Raw genomic sequence first — 20,522 nt, forward strand, 5'->3', positions numbered from 1 at the left:
ATGCCGTTTCACAGATACGCCGTGGCGATCCCTCGGCGTTCGTGCAGGCAATCCGCTTCGCCTGTTTCGAACTCGCGGCAAATCAGTGGGCGTTTTTCGTAGATGCTGCACATCATGGTGTTGCGATCCAGCGCCGCGCACCAGCCGTCATCCAGACGCAACATGACCTCGCCACCCCAATCGTCGGTATCGATGTAACGTTCAGGCACGCCGGTATCAGTGATCAGCATCACTTCCAGCTGGCAGCAACAGGCTGCACAGGTCGAACACGTGACGGCCGGTTCTGCGTCGATTTGGGTCAATGGAATGTTGATGGTTGTCATAGGCGCGCAGTGTATGCCAGTGCGCAGCCCCCGTGTGAGTCCCCTGACAGAACACCGCCTTCGGCACGTCTGGGAGTGACACGAATTTATTCGTGAAGGCGGTATGTCGGGTGCAGAAAATATGCCAGACCTTGCAGCAACGGAAACAAAACGGCCCAGATCAGCCCCAGCAACAATAGGCTTGGCCATACTCCCAATGGCAAATAGACCCCCGCCATCTGCGAACCTGCGCAATACGACAGCGGTCCGCCGATGGCGCCGAGCAGGCTGGCGCGCCACCAGGGCTTGGCGGTCCAGGCCAGGCAGTGATTGAGCGTGGTCGCCAATACGGCCCATAACAGGATCAACCACAGCGGGATCAACGGCCCGCCACTGTCAAAATCGAATACACCTAGCGTCTGCAAGGCACTGTCGAGCAAGGTGCCGACCAGCGTCACGCTGATCAGCAGTTTGCCCTCCGCCTGCCATGAACTTATCCACAGCAGATGCACGCACAGCACGCCCGCCGCGATCAGTAACCACGGGCTGTTACCGCCCAGTACGCAGACGAACCAACCGATCTGAAACAGCAGCGCGTTGGCCAGCTGTCTACGCATCGAAACGCCCGAGTAACGGTTGCGGCAGCGCGTCGGGTTTGGCCAGCAGTAATTGCGCGGTGCCGATGGTCCGTTCAAGGAAGCCACCTTCGCAGTAGCACAAGTAAAACTCCCACAACCGCAGGAAGTGATCGTCATAGCCCAGTTCAGTCAAGTAGCCGTGGGCGTGACGAAAATTGTCGTGCCACAGGCGCAGGGTTCTCGCGTAGTGCAGGCCGAAATCCTCCATGTGCAGGATGTTCATGTCGGTGTCACGGCCGACGATCTCCAGCATCCGCTGCACCGACGGTAAAGCGCCGCCGGGGAAAATGTAGCGCTGGATAAAATCGACGCTATTTTTGGCTTGCTCGTAACGCTGCTCGCGGATGGTGATCGCTTGCAGCAGCATCAGCCCGTTTTTGTTCAGCAGCTGTGCGCACTGTTTGAAATAGGTTGGCAAAAACCGGTGGCCTACCGCTTCGATCATTTCGATGGACACCAGTTTGTCGTATTGGCCGGTCAGGTCGCGATAGTCCTTCAGTAACAGTGTCACCTGGTCTTTTAAACCCATCTTGGCGATGCGCTTCTCGGTGTAAGCGAATTGCTCTTTTGACAGGGTAGTGGTGGTGACTTTACAGCCGTAATATTGCGCCGCATAAATAGCCATGCTGCCCCAGCCCGTGCCGATTTCCAGTAAATGATCGGTGGGTTTGAGGTCAAGTTTCTGGCAGATACGCTCCAGTTTGTTCAGCTGTGCCTGTTCCAGGGTGTCATCTGGACTGAGGAACTGTGCCGCGGAATACATCATGGTCGGATCGAGAAACTGTTCGAACAGTTCGTTGCCGAGGTCATAGTGGGCCTCGATGTTTTTCTGCGAGCCCTTGCGCGTATTGCGATTGAGCCAATGCAAGGCCTGAATGAAAGGTCTTCCCAGTTTGGCCAGCCCCCCCTCCATGGCGTCGAGCACTTCCAGGTTGCTGACGAAAACCCTGATCACCATTGTCAGGTCGGGAGTGCTCCAGTAACCATGGATAAACGCTTCGCCCGCGCCGATCGAGCCGTTGCTGGCGATCATGCCCCAGACGGTGGGGTCGAGAATATGGACCTGCGCTTGCTGTACGGCACTGGCCGCGCCGAATACCTGACGCTCGTCGCCCTCGATGACCACCAGTTGCCCGCGCTGCAAGCGGGCAAGCTGGCGCAATACGCCGCGCCGCAGAATATTCGCTGTGAGGTTGTTGGTGCTCAAGCTGGCCGATACGCTACTGCTTTTCATGGCGAGGTTCCTTGGGTTGCACGGCGGCAATGCGGTAGGCGCCGTCGGCGGCCCGATGAGAGAAAATCGGCATCCGTTTGATCAACAGGCGCAACGCTTGCCAGTAGATAGCCAGGCAGGTTTTGGCGGTCATCCACGGAAACTCGAGCAAATGACGATGCAGGCTGGCGCGGCTCAGGGCCTGGCGTTGCAGGTTGAGCGTGGCGTCGAACACCTTGAGTTCGCCCTGCCAGTCGGCCATGTGAATGCCGAGCTTTTCGGCCGGAGGGCTGAAGCTCATGCGGTATTCCAGGTCGGGTGGTAGAAACGGCGAAACGTGGAAGGCCTTGGCCACCGCGAAATGCTGATGGCCTGCTCCGTTGGCCGGCAGGATGTAGTGATAACGCTCGCGCCACGGCGTATTACTGACTTCGCAGAGGATCGCGGCCAGTCGGCCGTCGCTCTCATGGCAATAGAAGAAGCTCACCGGGTTGAAGGCCAGGCCCCAACTACGGGCTTGGGTCAGCAGGCAAACCGAACCTTGGGGGGTGTGGCCCAGAGCGGCGCCGACCAGCTCACGCACCGCATCGATCAGGGGCACGCCGCGCCCGGTGTACGTGTGCAGGTAGTCGCTTTGGCGAAACGAAAACGGCGCAAAACGGCTGCTGCCGGCCAGAGGTGACAGGCCAAGCACTGCGTCCTGTTCGTCCAGGTCCAGATACAGCAGGCCGATCCGGTAGCGGAAGTCATGAGGCTTGGGCGAAAACCGCCGATGGGCGACCCAGCCGCTGTACAGGGCGCTGTTCACAGCGATTCACCGAAAGCCTGGGCTACTCGCAGGCCACTGACCACGCCATCCTCATGAAAGCCGTTGGCCCAGTAAGCGCCGCAATAGTAGGTATGTTTGTCACCATGCAGTTCTTCCCAGCGCGCTTGCGCCGCAACGGCAGTCAGGCTGTATTGCGGATGCGCGTAGCGGTAGCGAGCGAGGATCTTGCTCGGGTCGATGGCGGCCGTCTGGTTCAGGCTCACGCAAAACCGGGTGTCGCTGTCGATCCCTTGCAGGATGTTCATGTCGTATGTCACTGCCGCGAGGTGCTGGCCAGCACCGCCCAGGCGGTAGTTCCAACTGGCCCAGGCCAAGGGACGCTTGGGCAACAGCTGGATATCGGTGTGCAGCACCACATCATTATCGGCGTAGGGCAGGGCGCCAAGGATGTCTTGTTCGGCCTGTGTCGGTTGCGCCAACAGGTGCAAGGCTTGATCGCTGTGACAGGCAAATACCACCTTGTCAAAACGCTCGCTGCCCGCAGCGCTGTGAACCCGCACGCCGATGTCGTCGCGCTCGACTCGGATCACAGGGCAGTTGAGGCGAATCTTTTCGCGAAACGAGGCTGTCATGGGTTCGATGTAACGGCTTGATCCCCCTTCGACCACACACCACTGCGGCCGATGATTGACCGAGAGCAGGCCGTGATTCTTGAAGAACCGCACAAAAAATTGCAGAGGAAACGAAAGCATGTCGGCCAATGACATCGACCAGATCGCGGCCCCCATAGGCACGATGTAATGCTCAGTGAACCGTTGTCCGTAACCCCCGGTTTTCAAGTAGGCGCCGAGGGTTGTGTCGGCTGCAATACGTTGGCTGTGCAGATCGCTCAGCGCTTCGCGGTTGAAGCGCAGGATGTCGCGCAACATCCCCCAGAACGACGGCGAACAGAGGTTGCTGCGCTGAGCAAACAAGCTGTTGAGGGTATTACCGTTGTACTCAATGCCCGAAATAGGGTCGCACACCGAAAAGCTCATCTCCGTGGCCTTGAAGGTCACGCCCAGCGTGGACAGCAAGCGAATGAAGTTCGGGTAGGTCCAGTCGTTGAACACGATGAAGCCGGTATCAATGGCGTGCTGTTGGCCGTTGACGGTCACGTCCACGGTATGGGTATGACCGCCAATCCAGTCAGCGGCTTCAAACACGCTGATCTCGTGGTTGCGATTGAGCAAATACGCGGTAGTCAGCCCCGCGATGCCACTGCCAATGATCGCGACTTTCATGGGGTGTTCCTCTCCGCGTTCGATGAGCGAACCATGCATTTGCCCAGCGCGAGTTGCAGGCGTGTGGGCAGTAGCGCCAATAGGCGCAGGGTGAAAATGAATGCGGCGGGGAAGGCTATCTCCAAGGGGCGGCGCGGGCGTTGAAGGCGTTCGGCAATGTGCCGGGCGGCCTTGTCCACGGGCCAGCGCATGGGCATGGGGAAATCGTTTTGGGCGGTCAGTGGTGTATCGACAAAACCCGGGCTGATGAGGGTGACGTCGATCCCTTCGTGAGCCAGGTCAATGCGCAAGGCTTCGAACAGATAACGCAGGCCTGCCTTAGAAGCGCCGTAGGCTTCCGCGCGGGACAGCGGTAGGTAGGTCACTGAACTGGAGACGGCGACGAGGTGCGGTTTTCTACCTTGGCGCAGCAGTGGCAGCGCTTCCTGGACGCAGTAACTGCTCGCCAGCAAATTGGTCCGCACTACGCGCTCGACCAGCGCCGCGTCGAACTGTTTGCAGTCGACATATTCACAGGTGCCGGCATTCAGGATCACGGTGTCCACAGAACCCCATATCTGGCCAATGCGTTCGCCAATGACCTTGACCTGTTCGCTGTCGGTGATGTCGCCGGGCGCCAGCAGAACCTGGCGCGGGTAACGTTCATCCAGAGCTTCGAGCGGCCCCAGCGTGCGCGCAGTCAGGGCCAGTCGGTGGCCGGACTTGAGCAGTTCTTCGGCCAGCGCCAGGCCGATGCCACTGCTGGCGCCGGTCAGCCAGATGCGTCGTGCGTCGGGATGCGTCATACCAATCTCCTTTTTAGCCAGGCGATGGCTCGTCCCATGACAGGCACGTGCTCATAGAGCAGGGCGCCAGCGTCGAAGAAGTCGCGGTGCTGGTAAACCTTGTCGTGCCATAGCAAGTGTGAGCAGCCCTCAACCCGAATCAGTTGACCGGCATTTAATCGAGGGTGACAAAAACTCAGGGTCCAGCGCAGGTAGCCTTTGCCTTCGCGTAGTTGATCGAACGCATAAAAATCGAAGCGCAACTGACTGACGTTGGCGTACAGCTCGCCGAAATAACGGTGCACATCCTTGAGGCCATGAATTTCATGCAAGGGGTCGGTAAACACCACGTCGTCGCTGTACAGCTCGCCGAGCCGATCCAGGTTGTGCTTATCCAGTTCGGCAAAGCGTTGGGCGAACTGGCGCAGAAAGTCACTCATAGCAGCCACCTGCAGGCTGTCGATGCGGCAGGCCTTTAAAGGCAGCCAGTGCACGCTCGCGGCTTGCTCTCAAATCAACCATGGGTTTCGGGTAGTCGCCCACGCCGAACAGACCGCCCATGGCCGCCGGGTTGTGGATATCTTTTTTGTTCAGATTCCCCAGCACGGGCAGCCAGCGTTTGATGAAATGACCTTCACCGTCGAATCTCTCCGACTGGCTGAGTGGGTTGAAAATCCGGAAATAGGGCGCCGAGTCGGTCCCTGTGGACGAACTCCATTGCCAGCCTCCGTTGTTTGCCGCCAGGTCGCCGTCAATCAAGTGCTGCATGAAAAACCGCTCACCCAGGCGCCAATCGATCAGCAGGTTTTTGGTCAGGAACATGGCGACGACCATCCGTAGCCGGTTGTGCATCCAGCCTGTTTCCAGCAGTTGGCGCATGGCGGCATCAATAATGGGCAGGCCGGTGCGGGCTTCTTGCCACGCCGCCAATTCTTCAGGCGCGTCGCGCCACGGCACCGCTTCGGTTTCCGGGCGGAAGGCGCGGTGTCGGGAAACCCGTGGGGAGCCGACCAAGGTATGTTTGTAGAATTCACGCCAGAGCAGTTCGTTGATCCAAGTGACGCAGCCGACGTTGCCGGTCTCGAATTCGCCGTGGTTGCTCATCAGCGCGGCGTGCAGGCATTGACGCGGCGATATCACCCCAGCCACCAGATACGCAGACAGCTGGCTGGTGCCGGGTTTTGCCGGAAAGTCCCGTTCGCTCTGGTAGTAACCGATATGTTCGTCGGTGAAGGCTTCGAGACGTCGACGCGCCTCGTCTTCTCCTGCGGGCCAAAGCGCGCGCAACGCCTCCGTCGGTGGGGCGAAACCCTCGACATGATGCGGCACGGGATCACTGTGGATATTCAGCCTGTGTTGCGCTTCAGGCGCGTGGACTAGGCGCGGCATGGCTTCGTGCAGACGCGAATAGCAGACTCTGCGGAACTGACTGAAGACCTGGAAAAAATTACCGGCTTTGGTCAGGACGCTGCCGGGTTTGAAGAGCAACTGATCGAGGTAGCGATAGACATTTATTCCGGCCTGCTCCAGGGCTTCGGCGACGGAGCGATCCCGATTCGTCTCATTGATACCGTATTCGTCGTTGAGATGCAGGCCCGCGATGGTGTGCTCCTTGCACAGATCGAGCAGCACCTTGGGCGCCTGGTCCCACGTGTCGGCGTAACGGATCAACAGCGGCACATTCAACGCACTCAGCGCCTGTCCCAGTTCAACCAGGTTACGCAACCAGAAGTCGACCTTGCAGGCGGCATCGTCATGGGCCTGCCACTGCCCTGGGCTGATCAGGTACACCGCTACCGTCGGGCCGCGCTCCATGGCGGCGGTCAAGGCAGTGTTGTCGTGCAGGCGCAGGTCGCTGCGCAGCCAAATCAGTTGCATGGTCGTTCCTTAGATAAGCCCGAGTTGGTGCAGTGCGGTTTGGGCTGACAGTGGATCTTCGGCGAGCGTCAATCCGTCGATCTCAGTGGTCGATACGGACAGCTCGGCAAAATGGATGCACACCGTTGGCCCGGCCAGTAATTTGGGGCAGGCGATGTTGCCCAGCAGCTTGGGCAATTGACTGAGGTTCAGCGCCTTGCTGGAATACAGCAGCAGGGCGCGGGCCTGCAGGTATTCCACCGCGAGCGCCAATTCGCCGTTCGGCAGCGGCCAATCGAAGACCTGTACCGGGCAATCTGCGCTGCTGATCAGCCAGGCAGTCAGCCACAGGTGCGGTTCCAGTGGCAGGTCGGACTGATTGACCAGTAACAGAGGGGCGCCCTTGAGTTGGCGGTTGTTGTAGTAGATCCGTGCTCCCAACTTACTGCGCAGCCACGAGTAGAAAAATACTCGCTCCAGTTGCGCGCCGAACTGTCCCTGCCAGCACTGTTCCAGCTCTGCCAGCAACGGCAGCAAAAGCTGCTCGCAAAGGGTGCGAGGCGGGTACAGCGCCATGGCCTGGTTGACGGTTTCGTCGACCTTGCGCTCGTCCAGTTGGCTGATCGCGTGCATCAACGCCTGGCGCAAAGTGTCCCAGTCGTTTTCAGGGTTGTTCGCGACCGGCTGCTGAGTGTCGAGCAGGTGTTTGACCTGGCTGACCGATACGCCACGGTTGAGCCATGTCAAAATCTTCAGGATGCGTTGCACATGTTCGGCCGAATACAGGCGATGACCTTTAGGCGTGCGCTGTGGCACTACCAGTCCGTAGCGCCGTTCCCATGCGCGCAGGGTGACGGCGTTGACCCCGGTTTGTCGGGCGACTTCACGGATCGGCAACCAGCCTTGTTTCAGCGCCAATGCGTAGGCATCGGGCCCGGATTCCGGGGCATTGTCGAGTGCCTCGCAGCTAGAATCGTTCATGGGTTAGATCGCATTTCGCAGGCTGAGATTTTCCGGGTGCGGTTGCAGGTAAATCTGCTGGGCCACGTACGGGTCGGGGTTTTGGCGCAAGTGATGCTTGAGCAAGGTCAAGGGCACCACCAACGGCACGACGCCTCGGCGATATTGAGCAATCAGGCGCTGCATTTCCTGGCTGTCCCCAGCGCTCATGGTTTTTTTGAAATAACCGTTGAGGTGCTGCAGGACATTGGTGTGGGTGCCACGGGTGGCGCATTTTTTCAGCGCGCTCATCAACTCGCTGAAGTAGCGCGGGCCGACTTCATTCGGATCGGCTTTGGCCATGGAACCGAGCATCTTCCCAAGCACTCTGTACTGCGCCGGGTGGTTGGCCATCAGTTGGTATTTGTAGCGTGAGTGGAATTCGGTCAGCCCGCGACGGGTCAGCCCGTTACGCAGCAAGGCTTGCCAGTCGGCGTAGGCAAACACGCGGGTGATGAAGTTTTCTCGCAGCACCGGGTCATTCAGGCGACCGTCTTCTTCCACCGGCAGATTCGGGTGCCGAGCGCAAAAAGCCTGGGCATAAATCCCCCGCCCGCCGTCTGTTGCCGGTACGCCGTTGTCCTGGTAGACCTTGACCCGCTCCAGGCCGCATGAGGGGGACTTTTGCATAAAGATGTAGCCGCAGATGTCGTCCATTTCGGTCGCCATGTGCGTGCCGTAATCTGCCAGCGCCTGGGTCACGTTCAATTCGCTGTGCACGCTGCCGACCGCCTGCGGATTAGCGGGGTCACCGATCAGGCGAATGGCTTCGCGGGGAATGCCCATGCCGATGGCCACCTCCGGGCAGGCCGGTACGAAGTCGAAATACTCAGTCAGGCTTCGAGTGCACAGGTGCGATTCTTTGTGGCCGCCGTTAAAACGCACTTCGACGCCCATAAGGCAGGCGCTGACGCCGAGCTTCGGTTTGTGGATGGCGGGGGTGCTGGTCATAACGAACCTCTGAGCTGGACTTGTACAGATACTGTTTTCTGTACAACTTAAGTCCATCATAGGTTCGTGCTTGTACAAGTCAAATTATTTGTACAGGAGTTGTCACGAATTGGCAGGAAGAGGGCTTCCGTGACGGGGTCAGGCGAGGGTAAGGAGAGGTGTTTGGCGCGGCACTACTTCCAGCCGAGGCACCAGGCTTCAGTGTTTTGCAGGGTTTGCCAGGGAAAGCGCTCACTGCGCTGGGTGAGCACGGCTTGCAATTCGATATCCAGCACGTTGCCTTCTTCGTCGCAGAACAGTTCGGTGACCAGAAAATGCTTTTCACGGTGTTGAGGATGGGCTGCTGTCCACTTGGACAGCAGCAATTTACGCGGATTGAGACGGTTCATTCCAGATGCTCGATCAGCCGGCGCGCGGCTTCTTGACCGCTGAGCCATGCACCTTCGACGCGGCCCGACAGGCACCAGTCGCCACACACATACAAACCCAGATCCGAGTCGGACAATGCGCCCCATTCGTGGGCCGTTGCCGGGCGTGCGTACAACCAGCGGTGTGCCAGCGTGAACGCGGGGGCGGGCATGGCGCAGTCGACCAGCTCAGCGAAGGCTCCGTGTAATTGTTCGATCACGGCTTCCTTCGGCATGTCCAGGTGCTGCTTGCTCCAGGCGCTGGTGGCATGTAACACCCAGGTGTCGAGTGCGCTGTCACGTCCCGGTTTACTGCGGTTGCGGGCCAGCCAGTCAAGCGCGCTGTCCTGCACGAAACAGCCCTCCATCGGGGTTTGCAGGGGGGGGCGAACGCCAGTGCCACGGCCCAGGTCGGCTCCATTTGCACACCGGCCGCGACGCCAGCAAGTTTCGGCGCGGCCGCCAGCAAGGTTGTCGCTTGCGGTGCGGGCGTGGCGATGACCACATGGCTGAAGGGGCCGTAGGTAATGCCGTCGGCGTCCTGCAGATTCCAGTGTTCTTCGCCGCGAAAGACTTCAGTGATCCGGCAAGAGAAGGTGACCGGCATATCGCCGCGCATGGCTCGGGTAATCGCACTCATGCGCGGGGTGCCGACCCAGCGCACTTGTTCATCCGGCGACGGGCTGAGCTTGCCTGCGTGGTAGTTGTAGAGCAATGGCTTCCATTCAGCGACATGGCCTTTGGTTTGCCATTGCTGAACCGCGTCGAGGAAGCGGCGGTCGCGAGCAGTGAAATACTGCGCGCCCAAATCCAGAGAGCCCGCATCGCTGCGCTTGCTCGACATTCGGCCGCCACTGCCGTGGCTTTTATCGAAAAGATGAACCGGATGCCCGGCGGCGTGCAGGGCTTGGGCGGCAGAGAGTCCGGCGATGCCGGTGCCGATGATTGCGATGGGTACAGTCATAGGGGCCTCGTTTACCTTGTCCGTACAGACTACGCCGTAGTTAAAACCTGTACAATATTGTTTTTTGGTATAACTTGCTGCCTCGTGCTGATCGTACGGCTCGACAGCTTGAGTCTGGCGCCCTGATGGGTTTTTTCAACTACCCGAACGGGTCATGCAGCGTCACCGTTTTCAGGGGTAGCCTATTGTTAGGTCAACGGCGCCGAGTAAAAGCGCCGGGCTGTCATTAATAGACTAACGATTTGCGACGAACGCCACGCGAGGGAGATGTCATGCACATATTGCTGACCGGCGGTACTGGTTTGATAGGACGTCAACTCTGCAGGCACTGGCGGGCTCAAGGTCATCAGCTCACCGTCTGGAGTCGAAGGCCTGAAGAGGTCGGTAAGCTCTGCGGCGATTCGGTCCGCGGCATTGCGCGTCTTGACGAGGTGGGTGCCGAGCCGGTTGATGCGGTGATCAATCTGGCAGGCGAGCCGATTGCCGACAGGCCCTGGACCCGCAAGCGCAAGTTACTGCTGTTGAGCAGTCGCATCGGCCTCACAGAACAACTGCTCGCGTGGCTGGAGCGGCGCGAACAAAAACCGCAGGTGTTGATTTCTGGCTCGGCGGTGGGTTGGTATGGCGATGGTGGCGAGCGTGAGCTGGACGAAGACGCGCAGCCAGTCATCCGGGATTTTGCCAGCCAGTTGTGCGAAAGCTGGGAAGAGACCGCGCAACGTGCGGAAGAGCTGGGCATCCGTGTGGTGATTGTGCGCACGGGGTTGGTGTTGGCCAATCCAGGTGGCTTTTTGCAGCGCCTGTTGCTGCCGTTCAAACTCGGTCTGGGCGGGCCCATCGGTAATGGTCGGCAATGGATGTCGTGGATTCATTTGCGCGATCAAGTTGCGCTGATTGATTTTCTGTTGAACCAGCCTGACGCACGAGGTCCTTATAATGCCTGCGCGCCGCACCCGGTACGTAATCGCGAATTCGCCAAGACGCTGGCTGGCGTGCTGCACCGCCCAGCGTTCATGCCATTGCCGGCCCCTGTGTTGCGCGTGCTGATGGGCGAAATGTCCGAGATGTTGCTGGGTGGTCAGCGCGCGCAACCCTTGCGATTGCAAGCGGCAGGTTTCACTTTTCAATTCACTGATCTGCACGCGGCCCTGGATAATTTGCTGGGTCGCCACTGAAATAGGATGTTGCATGACCGATCACGCGCTGTTGCTGGTCAATCTGGGTTCGCCGGCGTCGACCAAGGTGGCGGATGTCCGCAGCTACCTGAATCAATTTTTGATGGACCCTTACGTTATTGACCTGGCTTGGCCCATTCGGCGCTTGCTGGTGTCACTGATCCTGGTCAAGCGTCCCGAGCAGTCTGCGCATGCCTATGCCTCGATCTGGTGGGATGAAGGTTCGCCGCTGGTGGTGCTGAGTCAGCGTTTGCAAAAAGCCATGGTCAGGGAGTGGACCCAAGGCCCGGTCGAGCTGGCGATGCGGTATGGCGAGCCGTCAATCGAGACGACGCTCACGCGCCTGGCGGCCCAAGGTATTCAGAAGGTGACGCTGGCGCCGCTGTATCCGCAGTTTGCCGACAGCACCGTGACCACGGTGATCGAAGAGGCAAAGCGGGTCGTGCGGGCGAAACACCTGAAGCTACAGTTCTCGGTGCTGCAACCCTTTTACGACCAACCCGAATACATTGAGGCGCTGGCGGAACATGTCCGGCCGCATTTGCAGCAGGAACATGACCATCTTTTGTTGAGCTTCCACGGCCTGCCAGAGCGGCATCTGCACAAGCTTGATCCGACGGGCAATCATTGTTTCAAGGGCTCTGATTGCTGCCAGACGGCGTCTGCTGAAGTGCTTGCCACATGCTATCGCGCTCAATGCCTGCGCACGGCGGCGCTGTTCGCTGAGCGTTTGGGCTTGCCCGAAGGCAAATGGTCGGTGTCGTTTCAGTCACGGCTGGGCCGGGCCAAGTGGATCGAACCGTATACCGAGGCACGACTTGAAGCCTTGGCGCAGCAGGGGGTCAAAAAGATTCTGGTGATGTGCCCGGCGTTTGTCGCTGACTGCATCGAGACGCTGGAAGAAATCGGTGACCGTGGTCGCGAGCAATTTCGCGAAGCCGGTGGTGACGACTTGGTCCTGATCCCTTGCCTCAATGATGATCCTGACTGGGCCTCGGCGCTGAATACGCTGTGTGAGCGGGCGCCGTTGATGCTTTGAGGGGGGGGAGGGGCAAGATTTTTGCGGACGATGTGAAAACTTCAGGCTCAATCCGTGTGCAAGAACAAGGGCTGTGCCTGGCACAGCCCTTGTGGGGACGAAGCGGAAAACTAAAGCATCTCCTCCAGCTTCTTCTTGTGCTTCCAGCTGTCATTGCCTGGCAGCAATAGGTTCAGCGCAATCGCGACCACGGCACACAGGGCAATGCCCTTGAGGCCGAAGTCGTCGGGGCCAGAGCCTGTACCAATCAATACCCCGCCGATACCAAACACCAGCGTCACCGAGACAATCACCAGATTGCGCGCTTCGGCCAGGTCGACTTTGTGCCGGATCAGGGTGTTCATCCCCACCGCCGCGATTGAGCCGAACAGCAGGCAGAGAATCCCGCCCATCACCGGAATCGGGATGCTTTGTAGCAACGCACCGAACTTGCCGATGAAGGCCAGGCTGATGGCGAATATCGCCGCCCAAGTCATGATCTTCGGGTTGTAGTTCTTGGTCAGCATCACCGCGCCCGTGACTTCGGCGTAGGTGGTGTTCGGTGGTCCGCCAAACAGGCCGGCCGCCGTGGTCGCAATACCATCACCGAGCAGGGTGCGATGCAGGCCTGGCGTTTTCAGGTAGTCGCGCCCGGTCACGCTGCCGACCGCAATCACCCCGCCGATATGCTCGATGGCCGGTGCCAGTGCGACCGGAACGATGAATAGAATCGCCTGCCAGTTGAACTCCGGTGCGGTGAAATGGGGAAGTGCCAACCAAGGGGCTGCGGCAATTTTCGCGGTATCGACCACACCGAAGTAGAACGCCAGAGCAAAGCCGACCAGGACCCCGGAAATAATCGGCACCAGACGGAAAATCCCTTTGCCGAACACCGCGACGATCACGGTGGTCAGCAGGGCTGGCATCGAGATCAACATCGCGGTGCGATAAGGGATCAGTTCCGCGCCGTCACCGCCTTTGCCCATGGCCATGTTCGCGGCAATCGGCGCCATGGCCAGACCAATCGAGATGATCACCGGACCGATCACCACCGGCGGCAACAGGCGGTCGATAAAACCGGTGCCTTTGACCTTCACTGCCAGGCCCAGGAAGGTGTAAACGAAGCCCGCCGCCATCACGCCGCCCATGGTCGCCGCCAGGCCGAACTGACCCTTGGCGAGAATGATCGGGGTGATAAAGGCGAAGCTCGATGCCAGGAATACGGGCACCTGACGTCGGGTGACGATCTGGAACAGCAGTGTGCCAAGCCCGGCGGTGAACAATGCCACGTTAGGATCGAGCCCGGTGATCAGTGGCATCAAGACCAATGCACCGAAGGCCACAAACAGCATTTGTGCCCCCGACAGAACCGTACGCCAGAGCGGATCGTTGAACTCATCCGGCTTCATCAGGCGTCCTTCTGCTTGGTACCGAATATCTTGTCGCCGGCATCGCCCAGGCCCGGAATGATGTAGCCGTGTTCGTTCAGGCATTGATCGATGGACGCGGTGTAGATCATCACGTCAGGGTGCGCTTTATCCACGGCAGCGATGCCCTCTGGTGCGGCAACCAGGACCATGGCGCGGATTTCCTTGCAGCCCGCTTTTTTCAGCAGGTCGATGGCGGCGATCATGGAGCTGCCGGTGGCCAGCATCGGGTCGATGATCATCGCCAGACGCTCGTTGATTTCCGGGACCAGCTTTTCCAGATAGGTATGCGCTTGCAGAGTCTCTTCGTTGCGGGCCAGGCCCACGGCGCTGACCTTGGCGCCCGGAATCAGGCTGAGTACCCCGTCGAGCATGCCGATGCCGGCGCGCAGGATCGGTACCACCGTGATTTTTTTGCCAGCGATTTTCTCGACCTGCACAGTGCCGGCCCACCCCTGGATTTCGTAGTTTTCCAGCGGCAGGTCTTTGGTCGCCTCGTAGGTGAGTAGCGCACCGACTTCCTGAGCAAGCTCGCGGAAGTTCTTCGTGCTAATGTCAGCCCGGCGCATAAGGCCGAGTTTGTGGCGGATCAGCGGATGGCGGATCTCACGGATAGGCATAAGGAAAGGCTCCGGCGTGGGGCAAAAAAAACGGCCTAGATTAATCTATTCAACGGTGACTGTCCTAAGACATCCGGAACGTTAGTCCAGAAGTGCTTGCTCTGACCGAAACGGATGCGTACCTTTGCCCGCTTTTATTCCACCGCACCCCTTGGAGAGCGCTATGTCTGCTGATCTCGAGCATATCCGTCAAATCATGCGCGAGGCTGACTGCCTTTACACAGAAGCTGAAGTCGAAGTCGCCATCGCTCGTGTCGGTGCGCAGATCAATGCCCAGCTGGCCGACAGCAATCCCGTGGTGTTCTGCGTGATGAACGGCGGCCTGATTTTTTCTGGCAAGCTGTTGACCCATCTGAACTTCCCGCTGGAAGCGTCTTACCTGCATGCCACCCGCTATCGCAACGAAACCACCGGCGGCGACCTTTTCTGGAAAGCCAAGCCGGAAGTCTCGTTCATGGACCGCGATGTGTTGATCATTGATGACATCCTCGACGAAGGTCATACCCTCGGCGCGATCGTGGATTTCTGCAAGCACGCCGGTGCGCGCGCTGTGCATACCGCCGTGTTGATCGACAAGGATCACGACCGCAAGGCGCGCGCTGACCTGAAAGCCGATTTCGTCGGTCTGCCGTGCATCGACCGCTACATCTTCGGTTACGGCATGGATTACAAAGGTTACTGGCGTAACGCGGCTGGCATCTATGCGGTTAAAGGAATGTAATGATGAGCGCTCCGCGTTTTCTCGACCAGTCGCTGTTTGCCGATCTCGCCGAGAAAGCGGCGGCGAGTCCGCGTGGCCGGCAGCACCACAATTTCCATCAGATGGAAGAGCCGTGTCACCGCATGGCGGTGGGGATGCAGCCAGGTACTTACATTCCGCCACATCGCCATCTGAGTGCCGACAAGGCTGAATGTTTGTTGGTGCTCAAGGGTGCGCTGGGCCTGTTGGTGTTCGATGAGGACGGCCAATTGCTGAGCAAACGGCTGATGCAGGCGGGCGGCGATTGCGTGGGTGTGGATTTGCCTCCGGGCGTTTTTCACGGTTTGGTCGTGCTGGCGCCGGACACCCTGATGTTTGAATGCAAAGCCGGTCCCTATCGTCCGGTCAGCGAAGCCGAGCTTGCACAGTGGGCTCCGCGCGAAGGCGAGGCGGGGGTGGCCGAGTATCACGCCTGGATGCGTGCGCAGTTCGAGTAGCGGCAGCGTGTCTGATACACACACACACACATGATCTATCGCACGTCATCCTGACCCAGCCAGCGCAACGCTTTTACTCGCGCTTGTTGCAGGTCGCGCACGTAAGCCAGTTGCCCTTCAAGCCGATGCACGCCGGCCCGGCGTAATTTCAAGCGCACCCTCGGCGTGGTCCCGACCAGGATCAGGCCGACCCCTGCACTGCGGTATTCAACCAACACGCTGTCCAGCGCTGCCAGTGCAGTCATATCGAGCATGGGCACCGCGCTCATTTCCACTACCACGACCTTGACCCCCGAGCTGAACTTACGCAGCACGCTGAGGGCTTTTTCCGCCGCGCCGAAGAACAACGGCCCGCGAATCGCGTAGCTCTGCACCTGGTCGGGCATGTCGTGCAACGCTTGGTGGTAGCTGCGCGGCAGTTCCGCAGTGTCGGTCAGATCGCTCATGCGCTTGATAAACAGCCCAGCCGCCATGAGCAGCCCGACCCCGACCGCCAGCACCATGTCGAACAGCACCGTCAGGCTCAAGCAGGTCAGCAGTACCCATACATCGCTACGTGGCGCTATGCGCAGGGTATGGATGACGTGACGGGCTTCGGCCATGTTCCAGGCCACCATCACCAGCAACGCGGCCATTGCCGCCATGGGCAGGTAGCTGAACAGCGGCGCCAACAGGACAATCGCGACCAGCACCACGGCGCTGTGAATGATCGCCGCTATGGGTGAAAACGCACCGGCGCGGATGCTGGCCGCACTGCGGGCGATGGCCGCCGTGGCGGTGATCCCGCCGAACAACGGGCCAACCAGATTGCCCAGGCCTTGGCCGATCAGCTCTGCATTGGGGTCGTGTTTACTGCCTGTCATACCATCGGCGACCACCGCGCATAGCAGTGACTCCATCGCGCCAAGCATCGCGATGGCAAACGCCGGGGCCATCAGTTGGCGGATCAAATCATAGGACAGGGTCAGCGATTGCCCATCGGCGGCGGGCAGGTTCCACGGCCAGGTGAAGGTCGGCAGGAACGGCGGAATGCCGGCATGACTGATGCCATCGACGCTATAGCTGAAGCGTTCACCAAGGGTTGCGACTGACCAGCCCGCTGCCTCCATGAGCAATCCCAGCAGCGCGCCTACCGCCAGTGCAACCAGGTGCCCCGGGACTTTCGGCACCCAGCGTGGCCAGACGATCAGGACTGCCAGGCACACCGCGCCTACCACCGCATCGCCTAAGTGAGCGCTGGGCAGCGACTGGAGTAGCACGCCTACTTGCTCGACATAGTGCTGCGGCTGGCTGCTGAGGGTCAGACCGAGTAAGTCTTTGAGCTGCAAGGTTGCGATCACAATTCCGATCCCGGCGGTAAAACCGAGGGTGACTGGGTAGGGGATGTATTGAATCAGCCGACCTGCGCGGATCAGGCCAAGCGTGATCAGGATCAGTCCGGCAAGCATTGTGCACAGCAACAGGCCGCCGAGTCCGTACTGCTGGGTGATGGGCAGCAAAATCACCACGAAGGCTGCGGTCGGTCCGCTGACGTTGAACCGCGAGCCGCCCGTCAAGGCGATCAACGGGGCGGCCACCAGCACGGTATACAGCCCATATTGGGGGGCGACGCCCACGGCAATGGCCAAGGCCATCGCCAGAGGAATGGCGATAACCCCTACCGTCAGGCCGGCGCTGAGGTCGCCGCGCAAGGCGATCCATGAGTATCCGGCACGCCAGGTTTGGCGCCAGGCAGAAAAAACGGGCGGCAATGAGAAAGACATGGCAACTCCAGCAGTGAGCGCATCGGTCCGCTCGGTTGATTCATTATATTTATTCGTACAGCCACTAATGGTTTCAGTCAGACCCCATTCAAGTATGGGCTCGGTACGGGCAGTGCGCCTTGATCCGTATCACCGAGCCTCATGCTAGAGTGCTCTCCAGCTTTTTGGGGAGTCAACATGACCTTAGTAATCCGTAGTGCAGCAGCCTTGATGCTTTCGCTCAGCCTGCCGCTGGCTGCCGCGCCGAGCCAGAGCCCTGGCATCTCCACACCCATGCACGCGTACTATTTGCCGCCTGATGATCTGGCGGTGCGCGAGGGTAATCCGGAACAGCAACAATTGCTGCAAATCACTGAATACTCGGTGGTAATTGGCAGTCAGCGCCAGTCCAATCAGCAGCCGATACCGGTGACCTTTCCAGTGTTACTGCGTTTGAAGGGCAAGCCAATGAACAAAGGCGCCACCGTGTCCGAGGTGCTGATTCACTTCGACGGTGAAAGTAAAAGCCTGAAGAAGCCTGCCTTCGATGACCATACCCGTACCTTGACTCTGTATTACCCAATGGCTGAGTACCGGGCAGTGCTCGATCTGTTGCGCAACGAGAAGGTGTATTGCCAGTTTTTGAGCTACGCCAATGGGCATGTATGGGCCGATCTGCACACCATGGCCGTACGCGCGCGTTGAGCGTTACGGTGGGCGAGAGGTAAACTGCCTGCCCGTGAAATATCCGCAAGTCAGTTGGAGTCAGCAATGCGTAAAGATAAGAAGCAGTTGATTGGTGATGAGATCGGCGATGCGCAGATCAAATTGTTCCTCGACTTCGAACCGGTCGATGCAACTTCACCGTCGCTGCACAAGCTGATCAAGGCGTACCGAGGCCTGCGGATCAATGATTTCGAACGTTTCCTGGTGTTCTTCCTCGAAGCCGGTTACGACCTCGATGGCAAAGATGAGCACGGCAAGGATTTCATCGCGCTTATTGCAGACCAGCGTCATGCCGATGAATACATCGAGTTGATCGAAAAAGCTCGCGGCTGAGACGGACACGTCAGGCCATAAAAAAACGCCCCGAAGGGCGTTTTTTTATGGGCGGTGGAGACAGCGCGTTACCTTAAGCGAAGCTTTTGGTCTCGCTGCTCTTCTCTACCAACTCCAGGCTTTCATTGGTCTGGGCGTTGATGCGCTGATACAGCTGCGCGTCGGTTTCCAGAGCCTTTTCCCGAGCCGGGAAAATTTCGTTGAGCTTGGCGGCCCATTCGTTGCGAGCCTTGTCCGCGAAGCAGCGTTCGATCAAATCGAGCATGATCGACACAGTTACCGAGGCACCTGGGGAGGCGCCGAGCAGGGCAGCCAGAGAACCGTCTTTGGCCGAAACCAGTTCGGTACCAAATTGCAGGACGCCGCCTTTTTTCGGGTCTTTCTTGATGATCTGCACGCGCTGACCAGCTACTTCCAGGCGCCAGTCTTCAGCCTTGGCTTCAGGGTAGAAGCGACGCAGCGCTGCAAGACGTTGCTCCATCGACTGCATCACTTCGCTGACCAGGTATTTGGTCAGGTCCATGTTGTCGCGCGCCACGGCCAGCATCGGACCGATGTTGGCGGCGCGAACCGACAGTGGCAGGTCAAGGAACGAGCCGTGCTTGAGGAACTTGGTGGTGAAGCCGGCGTATGGCCCGAACAGCAGAGAGGTCTTGCCATCGACGACACGGGTGTCGAGGTGCGGCACCGACATCGGCGGTGAACCCACGGCGGCCTGGCTGTAGACCTTGGCCTGGTGGCGCTTGACCACTTCCGGGTTGTCGCAACGCAGCCATTGACCACTGACCGGGAAACCACCGAAACCTTTGCTTTCTTCGATGCCTGACATCTGCAGCAACGGCAGCGCCGCGCCACCTGCGCCAAGGAACACGAATTTGGCATCGACTTCGCGGGTATTGCCGGTGTTGACGTCCTTGATGCTTACGCTCCAGCCCTGACCCTTGCGGCTCAGACCGGTAACGCGCTTGCAGTATTTAACCTGGGCGTCCGGGGTGCTGGACAGGTGCTTGAGCAACTGATTGGTCAAGGCGCCGAAGTTGACGTCGGTGCCTTGCATCACGCGGGTGGCGGCGATCCGCTCGTCAGCAGGGCGCCCCGGCATCATCAAAGGCATCCACTCGGCCAGTTTGGCCTTGTCTTCGGTGTATTCCATGGCAGTGAAAGCATGATGCTTGTGCATGGCTTCAAAGCGGTGCTTCAGGAACGCGACGCCTGCTTCACCCTGGACGTAGCTCAGATGCGGAACCGGGGTGATAAAGGACTTCGAGGAGCCGAATGTGCCTTTCTTGGCCAAGTAGGACCAGAATTCCTTCGATACCTCGAACTGGGTGTTGATGTGCACCGCTTTCTTGATGTCGACGGAGCCATCGGCCGCTTGCGGCGTGTAGTTCAGCTCACATAGCCCTGCGTGGCCGGTACCGGCGTTGTTCCACGGGTTTGAACTCTCCGCGGCACCAGAATCCATCAGCTCAACGACTTCCAGCGTAAGGCTGGGGTCGAGCTCTTTAAGCAGTACTGCAAGGGTGGCACTCATGATGCCTGCCCCAACCAATACCACATCGACTGCTTCGTTATGCGCCATTAACGCGTCTCCAAAATCTGCAGAACCAAATTGACGGCATACGATCCTGAGGTCAGCTGCCAAGTGTTTGCGGGGCGTGTATCCGAAAATGCCCCTGGTAACTCATGGCCAGGATCGCCATGTCCGATTCTTCGCAATTTTTTGCATCTTCAGCGGACACCGCCAATCGGGCTTTGAATTCGTATGAACTCATTTTCAGGCTCGGTTAGCAATTCGACTATCGTCAAGGCGTCCGGTTGTGCAACCAAATCCGTAGCGGACAGGCTTCAGACTCCAGTCATGGAGGCTGCGCAGCAGTCAGTCCTGTTCAAGGGGGCTGGGTCAGACATTAATGGTGCATCTACAAACGCAAAACTATTCATTTGCTCGCCACACTCTTGTGAAGTAGTGAAAACCCGTTTTTTTCACGCTCTTTTGGAGACGTGAACCTCAAAAAAGAACTGACGCAATGGCAGTTCCGGCAGATCGGATGCAGGCAAGGGTGAGAGGCTGGACGGCGAGAAAGGTTCGAAGCGATTCGAGCTATTCGACACCGGACCAGCAAGCACTGCGCTT

22 protein-coding genes and 1 pseudogene are annotated in these 20,522 nt (G+C 59.0%); 6 read left to right on the plus strand and 17 right to left on the minus strand.

Annotated elements, in window-relative coordinates; all coding sequences use genetic code 11:
• Nucleotides 1-8 precede the first annotated feature (8 nt).
• From RGU44_RS24240 to RGU44_RS24295, 12 genes and pseudogenes are all read right to left on the minus strand, one after another.
• On the minus strand, nucleotides 9-323 hold the full coding sequence (locus RGU44_RS24240; RefSeq protein WP_322177917.1) for a YkgJ family cysteine cluster protein: 315 nt from the start codon (nucleotides 321-323) through the stop codon (nucleotides 9-11).
• 86 nt (nucleotides 324-409) lie between these two features.
• A complete protein-coding gene (locus tag RGU44_RS24245; protein WP_322278384.1) occupies nucleotides 410-919 on the minus strand; it encodes a DUF2878 domain-containing protein in 510 nt (169 codons plus the stop codon).
• A complete protein-coding gene (locus tag RGU44_RS24250) occupies nucleotides 912-2,174 on the minus strand; it encodes a cyclopropane-fatty-acyl-phospholipid synthase family protein (RefSeq protein ID WP_322278385.1) in 1,263 nt (420 codons plus the stop codon). Before RGU44_RS24250 ends, RGU44_RS24245 begins: the two co-directional genes overlap by 8 nt.
• Nucleotides 2,161-2,961, minus strand: coding sequence for a DUF1365 domain-containing protein (locus tag RGU44_RS24255; RefSeq protein ID WP_322177920.1), 801 nt, complete (start codon nucleotides 2,959-2,961; stop codon nucleotides 2,161-2,163). Before RGU44_RS24255 ends, RGU44_RS24250 begins: the two co-directional genes overlap by 14 nt.
• Nucleotides 2,958-4,205, minus strand: a complete 1,248-nt coding sequence (locus RGU44_RS24260) for an NAD(P)/FAD-dependent oxidoreductase (RefSeq protein ID WP_322177921.1) — start codon at nucleotides 4,203-4,205, stop codon at nucleotides 2,958-2,960. The genes RGU44_RS24255 and RGU44_RS24260 overlap by 4 nt, the downstream gene beginning before the upstream one ends.
• Complete coding sequence (locus RGU44_RS24265; protein ID WP_322278386.1) at nucleotides 4,202-4,990, minus strand: SDR family NAD(P)-dependent oxidoreductase; 789 nt, start codon at nucleotides 4,988-4,990, stop codon at nucleotides 4,202-4,204. The genes RGU44_RS24260 and RGU44_RS24265 overlap by 4 nt, the downstream gene beginning before the upstream one ends.
• Nucleotides 4,987-5,409 (minus strand): nuclear transport factor 2 family protein, encoded by a 423-nt coding sequence (locus tag RGU44_RS24270; protein WP_322177923.1) that lies wholly within the window; start codon nucleotides 5,407-5,409, stop codon nucleotides 4,987-4,989. Before RGU44_RS24270 ends, RGU44_RS24265 begins: the two co-directional genes overlap by 4 nt.
• Nucleotides 5,402-6,847 (minus strand): deoxyribodipyrimidine photo-lyase, encoded by a 1,446-nt coding sequence (gene phrB, locus RGU44_RS24275; protein WP_322278388.1) that lies wholly within the window; start codon nucleotides 6,845-6,847, stop codon nucleotides 5,402-5,404. Before phrB ends, RGU44_RS24270 begins: the two co-directional genes overlap by 8 nt.
• A 9-nt stretch (nucleotides 6,848-6,856) precedes the next feature.
• Nucleotides 6,857-7,807: a MerR family transcriptional regulator gene (locus tag RGU44_RS24280; RefSeq protein ID WP_322278389.1), complete on the minus strand. Its 951-nt coding sequence runs from the start codon at nucleotides 7,805-7,807 to the stop codon at nucleotides 6,857-6,859.
• Between the two features lie 3 nt (nucleotides 7,808-7,810).
• Nucleotides 7,811-8,776, minus strand: coding sequence for a DUF523 and DUF1722 domain-containing protein (locus tag RGU44_RS24285; protein ID WP_322177926.1), 966 nt, complete (start codon nucleotides 8,774-8,776; stop codon nucleotides 7,811-7,813).
• 173 nt (nucleotides 8,777-8,949) lie between these two features.
• Complete coding sequence (locus RGU44_RS24290) at nucleotides 8,950-9,165, minus strand: TIGR02450 family Trp-rich protein (RefSeq protein ID WP_322177927.1); 216 nt, start codon at nucleotides 9,163-9,165, stop codon at nucleotides 8,950-8,952.
• Nucleotides 9,162-10,147 (minus strand): annotated as a pseudogene (locus RGU44_RS24295) (NAD(P)/FAD-dependent oxidoreductase). The gene RGU44_RS24290 and the pseudogene RGU44_RS24295 overlap by 4 nt, the downstream one beginning before the upstream one ends.
• Nucleotides 10,148-10,419: 272 nt before the next feature.
• Here RGU44_RS24295 and RGU44_RS24300 point away from each other — a divergent pair.
• Both RGU44_RS24300 and hemH read left to right on the plus strand, forming a co-directional pair.
• Nucleotides 10,420-11,322 carry a TIGR01777 family oxidoreductase gene (locus RGU44_RS24300; protein ID WP_322278391.1) on the plus strand — a complete coding sequence of 301 codons (903 nt, stop codon included), beginning with the start codon at nucleotides 10,420-10,422 and terminating at the stop codon, nucleotides 11,320-11,322.
• Between the two features lie 13 nt (nucleotides 11,323-11,335).
• A complete protein-coding gene (hemH, locus tag RGU44_RS24305; RefSeq protein ID WP_322278393.1) occupies nucleotides 11,336-12,361 on the plus strand; it encodes a ferrochelatase in 1,026 nt (341 codons plus the stop codon).
• Nucleotides 12,362-12,471: 110 nt separating this feature from the next.
• Here the strand turns inward: hemH and RGU44_RS24310 are convergent, their stop codons facing one another.
• Both RGU44_RS24310 and upp read right to left on the minus strand, forming a co-directional pair.
• Entirely contained in the window at nucleotides 12,472-13,749 is a 1,278-nt protein-coding gene (locus RGU44_RS24310) for a uracil-xanthine permease family protein (protein ID WP_322177930.1), read from the minus strand.
• Complete coding sequence (gene upp / locus RGU44_RS24315; protein ID WP_219063502.1) at nucleotides 13,749-14,387, minus strand: uracil phosphoribosyltransferase; 639 nt, start codon at nucleotides 14,385-14,387, stop codon at nucleotides 13,749-13,751. Before upp ends, RGU44_RS24310 begins: the two co-directional genes overlap by 1 nt.
• Nucleotides 14,388-14,550: 163 nt before the next feature.
• Between upp and RGU44_RS24320 the strand changes: the two genes are divergently transcribed.
• Together RGU44_RS24320 and RGU44_RS24325 are read left to right on the plus strand one after the other, a co-directional pair.
• On the plus strand, nucleotides 14,551-15,108 hold the full coding sequence (locus tag RGU44_RS24320; RefSeq protein ID WP_219063503.1) for a hypoxanthine-guanine phosphoribosyltransferase: 558 nt from the start codon (nucleotides 14,551-14,553) through the stop codon (nucleotides 15,106-15,108).
• A 2-nt stretch (nucleotides 15,109-15,110) separates the two neighbouring features.
• Nucleotides 15,111-15,584 carry a WbuC family cupin fold metalloprotein gene (locus RGU44_RS24325; protein WP_322177931.1) on the plus strand — a complete coding sequence of 158 codons (474 nt, stop codon included), beginning with the start codon at nucleotides 15,111-15,113 and terminating at the stop codon, nucleotides 15,582-15,584.
• Between the two features lie 35 nt (nucleotides 15,585-15,619).
• Here the strand turns inward: RGU44_RS24325 and dauA are convergent, their stop codons facing one another.
• Nucleotides 15,620-17,347 (minus strand): C4-dicarboxylic acid transporter DauA, encoded by a 1,728-nt coding sequence (gene dauA / locus RGU44_RS24330; RefSeq protein ID WP_322177932.1) that lies wholly within the window; start codon nucleotides 17,345-17,347, stop codon nucleotides 15,620-15,622.
• Nucleotides 17,348-17,524: 177 nt separating this feature from the next.
• On the opposite strand from dauA, the gene RGU44_RS24335 reads away from it, so the two are divergent.
• Both RGU44_RS24335 and RGU44_RS24340 read left to right on the plus strand, forming a co-directional pair.
• The gene (locus tag RGU44_RS24335; protein ID WP_322177933.1) at nucleotides 17,525-18,031 is read left to right on the plus strand and encodes a hypothetical protein; all 507 of its coding nucleotides are present in this window, start codon (nucleotides 17,525-17,527) and stop codon (nucleotides 18,029-18,031) included.
• Between the two features lie 66 nt (nucleotides 18,032-18,097).
• Nucleotides 18,098-18,385 carry a PA4642 family protein gene (locus tag RGU44_RS24340; protein ID WP_219063507.1) on the plus strand — a complete coding sequence of 96 codons (288 nt, stop codon included), beginning with the start codon at nucleotides 18,098-18,100 and terminating at the stop codon, nucleotides 18,383-18,385.
• Nucleotides 18,386-18,458: 73 nt separating this feature from the next.
• Here RGU44_RS24340 and mqo read toward each other — a convergent pair whose 3' ends face one another.
• Entirely contained in the window at nucleotides 18,459-19,967 is a 1,509-nt protein-coding gene (mqo, locus tag RGU44_RS24345) for a malate dehydrogenase (quinone) (protein WP_322177935.1), read from the minus strand.
• A 52-nt stretch (nucleotides 19,968-20,019) separates the two neighbouring features.
• Nucleotides 20,020-20,160: a hypothetical protein gene (locus RGU44_RS24350; RefSeq protein WP_322177936.1), complete on the minus strand. Its 141-nt coding sequence runs from the start codon at nucleotides 20,158-20,160 to the stop codon at nucleotides 20,020-20,022.
• Nucleotides 20,161-20,522 lie beyond the last annotated feature (362 nt).

The sequence above is a fragment of the Pseudomonas sp. 5C2 genome, from assembly GCF_034314155.1.
Classification (GTDB): Bacteria; Pseudomonadota; Gammaproteobacteria; order Pseudomonadales; family Pseudomonadaceae; genus Aquipseudomonas.

Bases quoted from the DNA above. Each gene is read 5' to 3' on its own strand.
- RGU44_RS24250 (WP_322278385.1), bottom strand. From the start codon at position 2,174: ATGAAAAGCAGTAGCGTATCGGCCAGCTTGAGCACCAACAACCTCACA.
- upp (WP_219063502.1), bottom strand. From the start codon at position 14,387: ATGCCTATCCGTGAGATCCGCCATCCGCTGATCCGCCACAAACTCGGC.
- RGU44_RS24280 (WP_322278389.1), bottom strand. From the start codon at position 7,807: ATGAACGATTCTAGCTGCGAGGCACTCGACAATGCCCCGGAATCCGGG.
- RGU44_RS24310 (WP_322177930.1), bottom strand. From the start codon at position 13,749: ATGAAGCCGGATGAGTTCAACGATCCGCTCTGGCGTACGGTTCTGTCG.
- RGU44_RS24290 (WP_322177927.1), bottom strand. From the start codon at position 9,165: ATGAACCGTCTCAATCCGCGTAAATTGCTGCTGTCCAAGTGGACAGCA.
- hemH (WP_322278393.1), top strand. From the start codon at position 11,336: ATGACCGATCACGCGCTGTTGCTGGTCAATCTGGGTTCGCCGGCGTCG.
- RGU44_RS24285 (WP_322177926.1), bottom strand. From the start codon at position 8,776: ATGACCAGCACCCCCGCCATCCACAAACCGAAGCTCGGCGTCAGCGCC.
- RGU44_RS24320 (WP_219063503.1), top strand. From the start codon at position 14,551: ATGTCTGCTGATCTCGAGCATATCCGTCAAATCATGCGCGAGGCTGAC.
- dauA (WP_322177932.1), bottom strand. From the start codon at position 17,347: ATGTCTTTCTCATTGCCGCCCGTTTTTTCTGCCTGGCGCCAAACCTGG.
- phrB (WP_322278388.1), bottom strand. From the start codon at position 6,847: ATGCAACTGATTTGGCTGCGCAGCGACCTGCGCCTGCACGACAACACT.
- mqo (WP_322177935.1), bottom strand. From the start codon at position 19,967: ATGGCGCATAACGAAGCAGTCGATGTGGTATTGGTTGGGGCAGGCATC.
- RGU44_RS24325 (WP_322177931.1), top strand. From the start codon at position 15,111: ATGAGCGCTCCGCGTTTTCTCGACCAGTCGCTGTTTGCCGATCTCGCC.
- RGU44_RS24350 (WP_322177936.1), bottom strand. From the start codon at position 20,160: ATGAGTTCATACGAATTCAAAGCCCGATTGGCGGTGTCCGCTGAAGAT.
- RGU44_RS24300 (WP_322278391.1), top strand. From the start codon at position 10,420: ATGCACATATTGCTGACCGGCGGTACTGGTTTGATAGGACGTCAACTC.
- RGU44_RS24245 (WP_322278384.1), bottom strand. From the start codon at position 919: ATGCGTAGACAGCTGGCCAACGCGCTGCTGTTTCAGATCGGTTGGTTC.
- RGU44_RS24260 (WP_322177921.1), bottom strand. From the start codon at position 4,205: ATGAAAGTCGCGATCATTGGCAGTGGCATCGCGGGGCTGACTACCGCG.
- RGU44_RS24240 (WP_322177917.1), bottom strand. From the start codon at position 323: ATGACAACCATCAACATTCCATTGACCCAAATCGACGCAGAACCGGCC.
- RGU44_RS24335 (WP_322177933.1), top strand. From the start codon at position 17,525: ATGACCTTAGTAATCCGTAGTGCAGCAGCCTTGATGCTTTCGCTCAGC.
- RGU44_RS24270 (WP_322177923.1), bottom strand. From the start codon at position 5,409: ATGAGTGACTTTCTGCGCCAGTTCGCCCAACGCTTTGCCGAACTGGAT.
- RGU44_RS24265 (WP_322278386.1), bottom strand. From the start codon at position 4,990: ATGACGCATCCCGACGCACGACGCATCTGGCTGACCGGCGCCAGCAGT.
- RGU44_RS24340 (WP_219063507.1), top strand. From the start codon at position 18,098: ATGCGTAAAGATAAGAAGCAGTTGATTGGTGATGAGATCGGCGATGCG.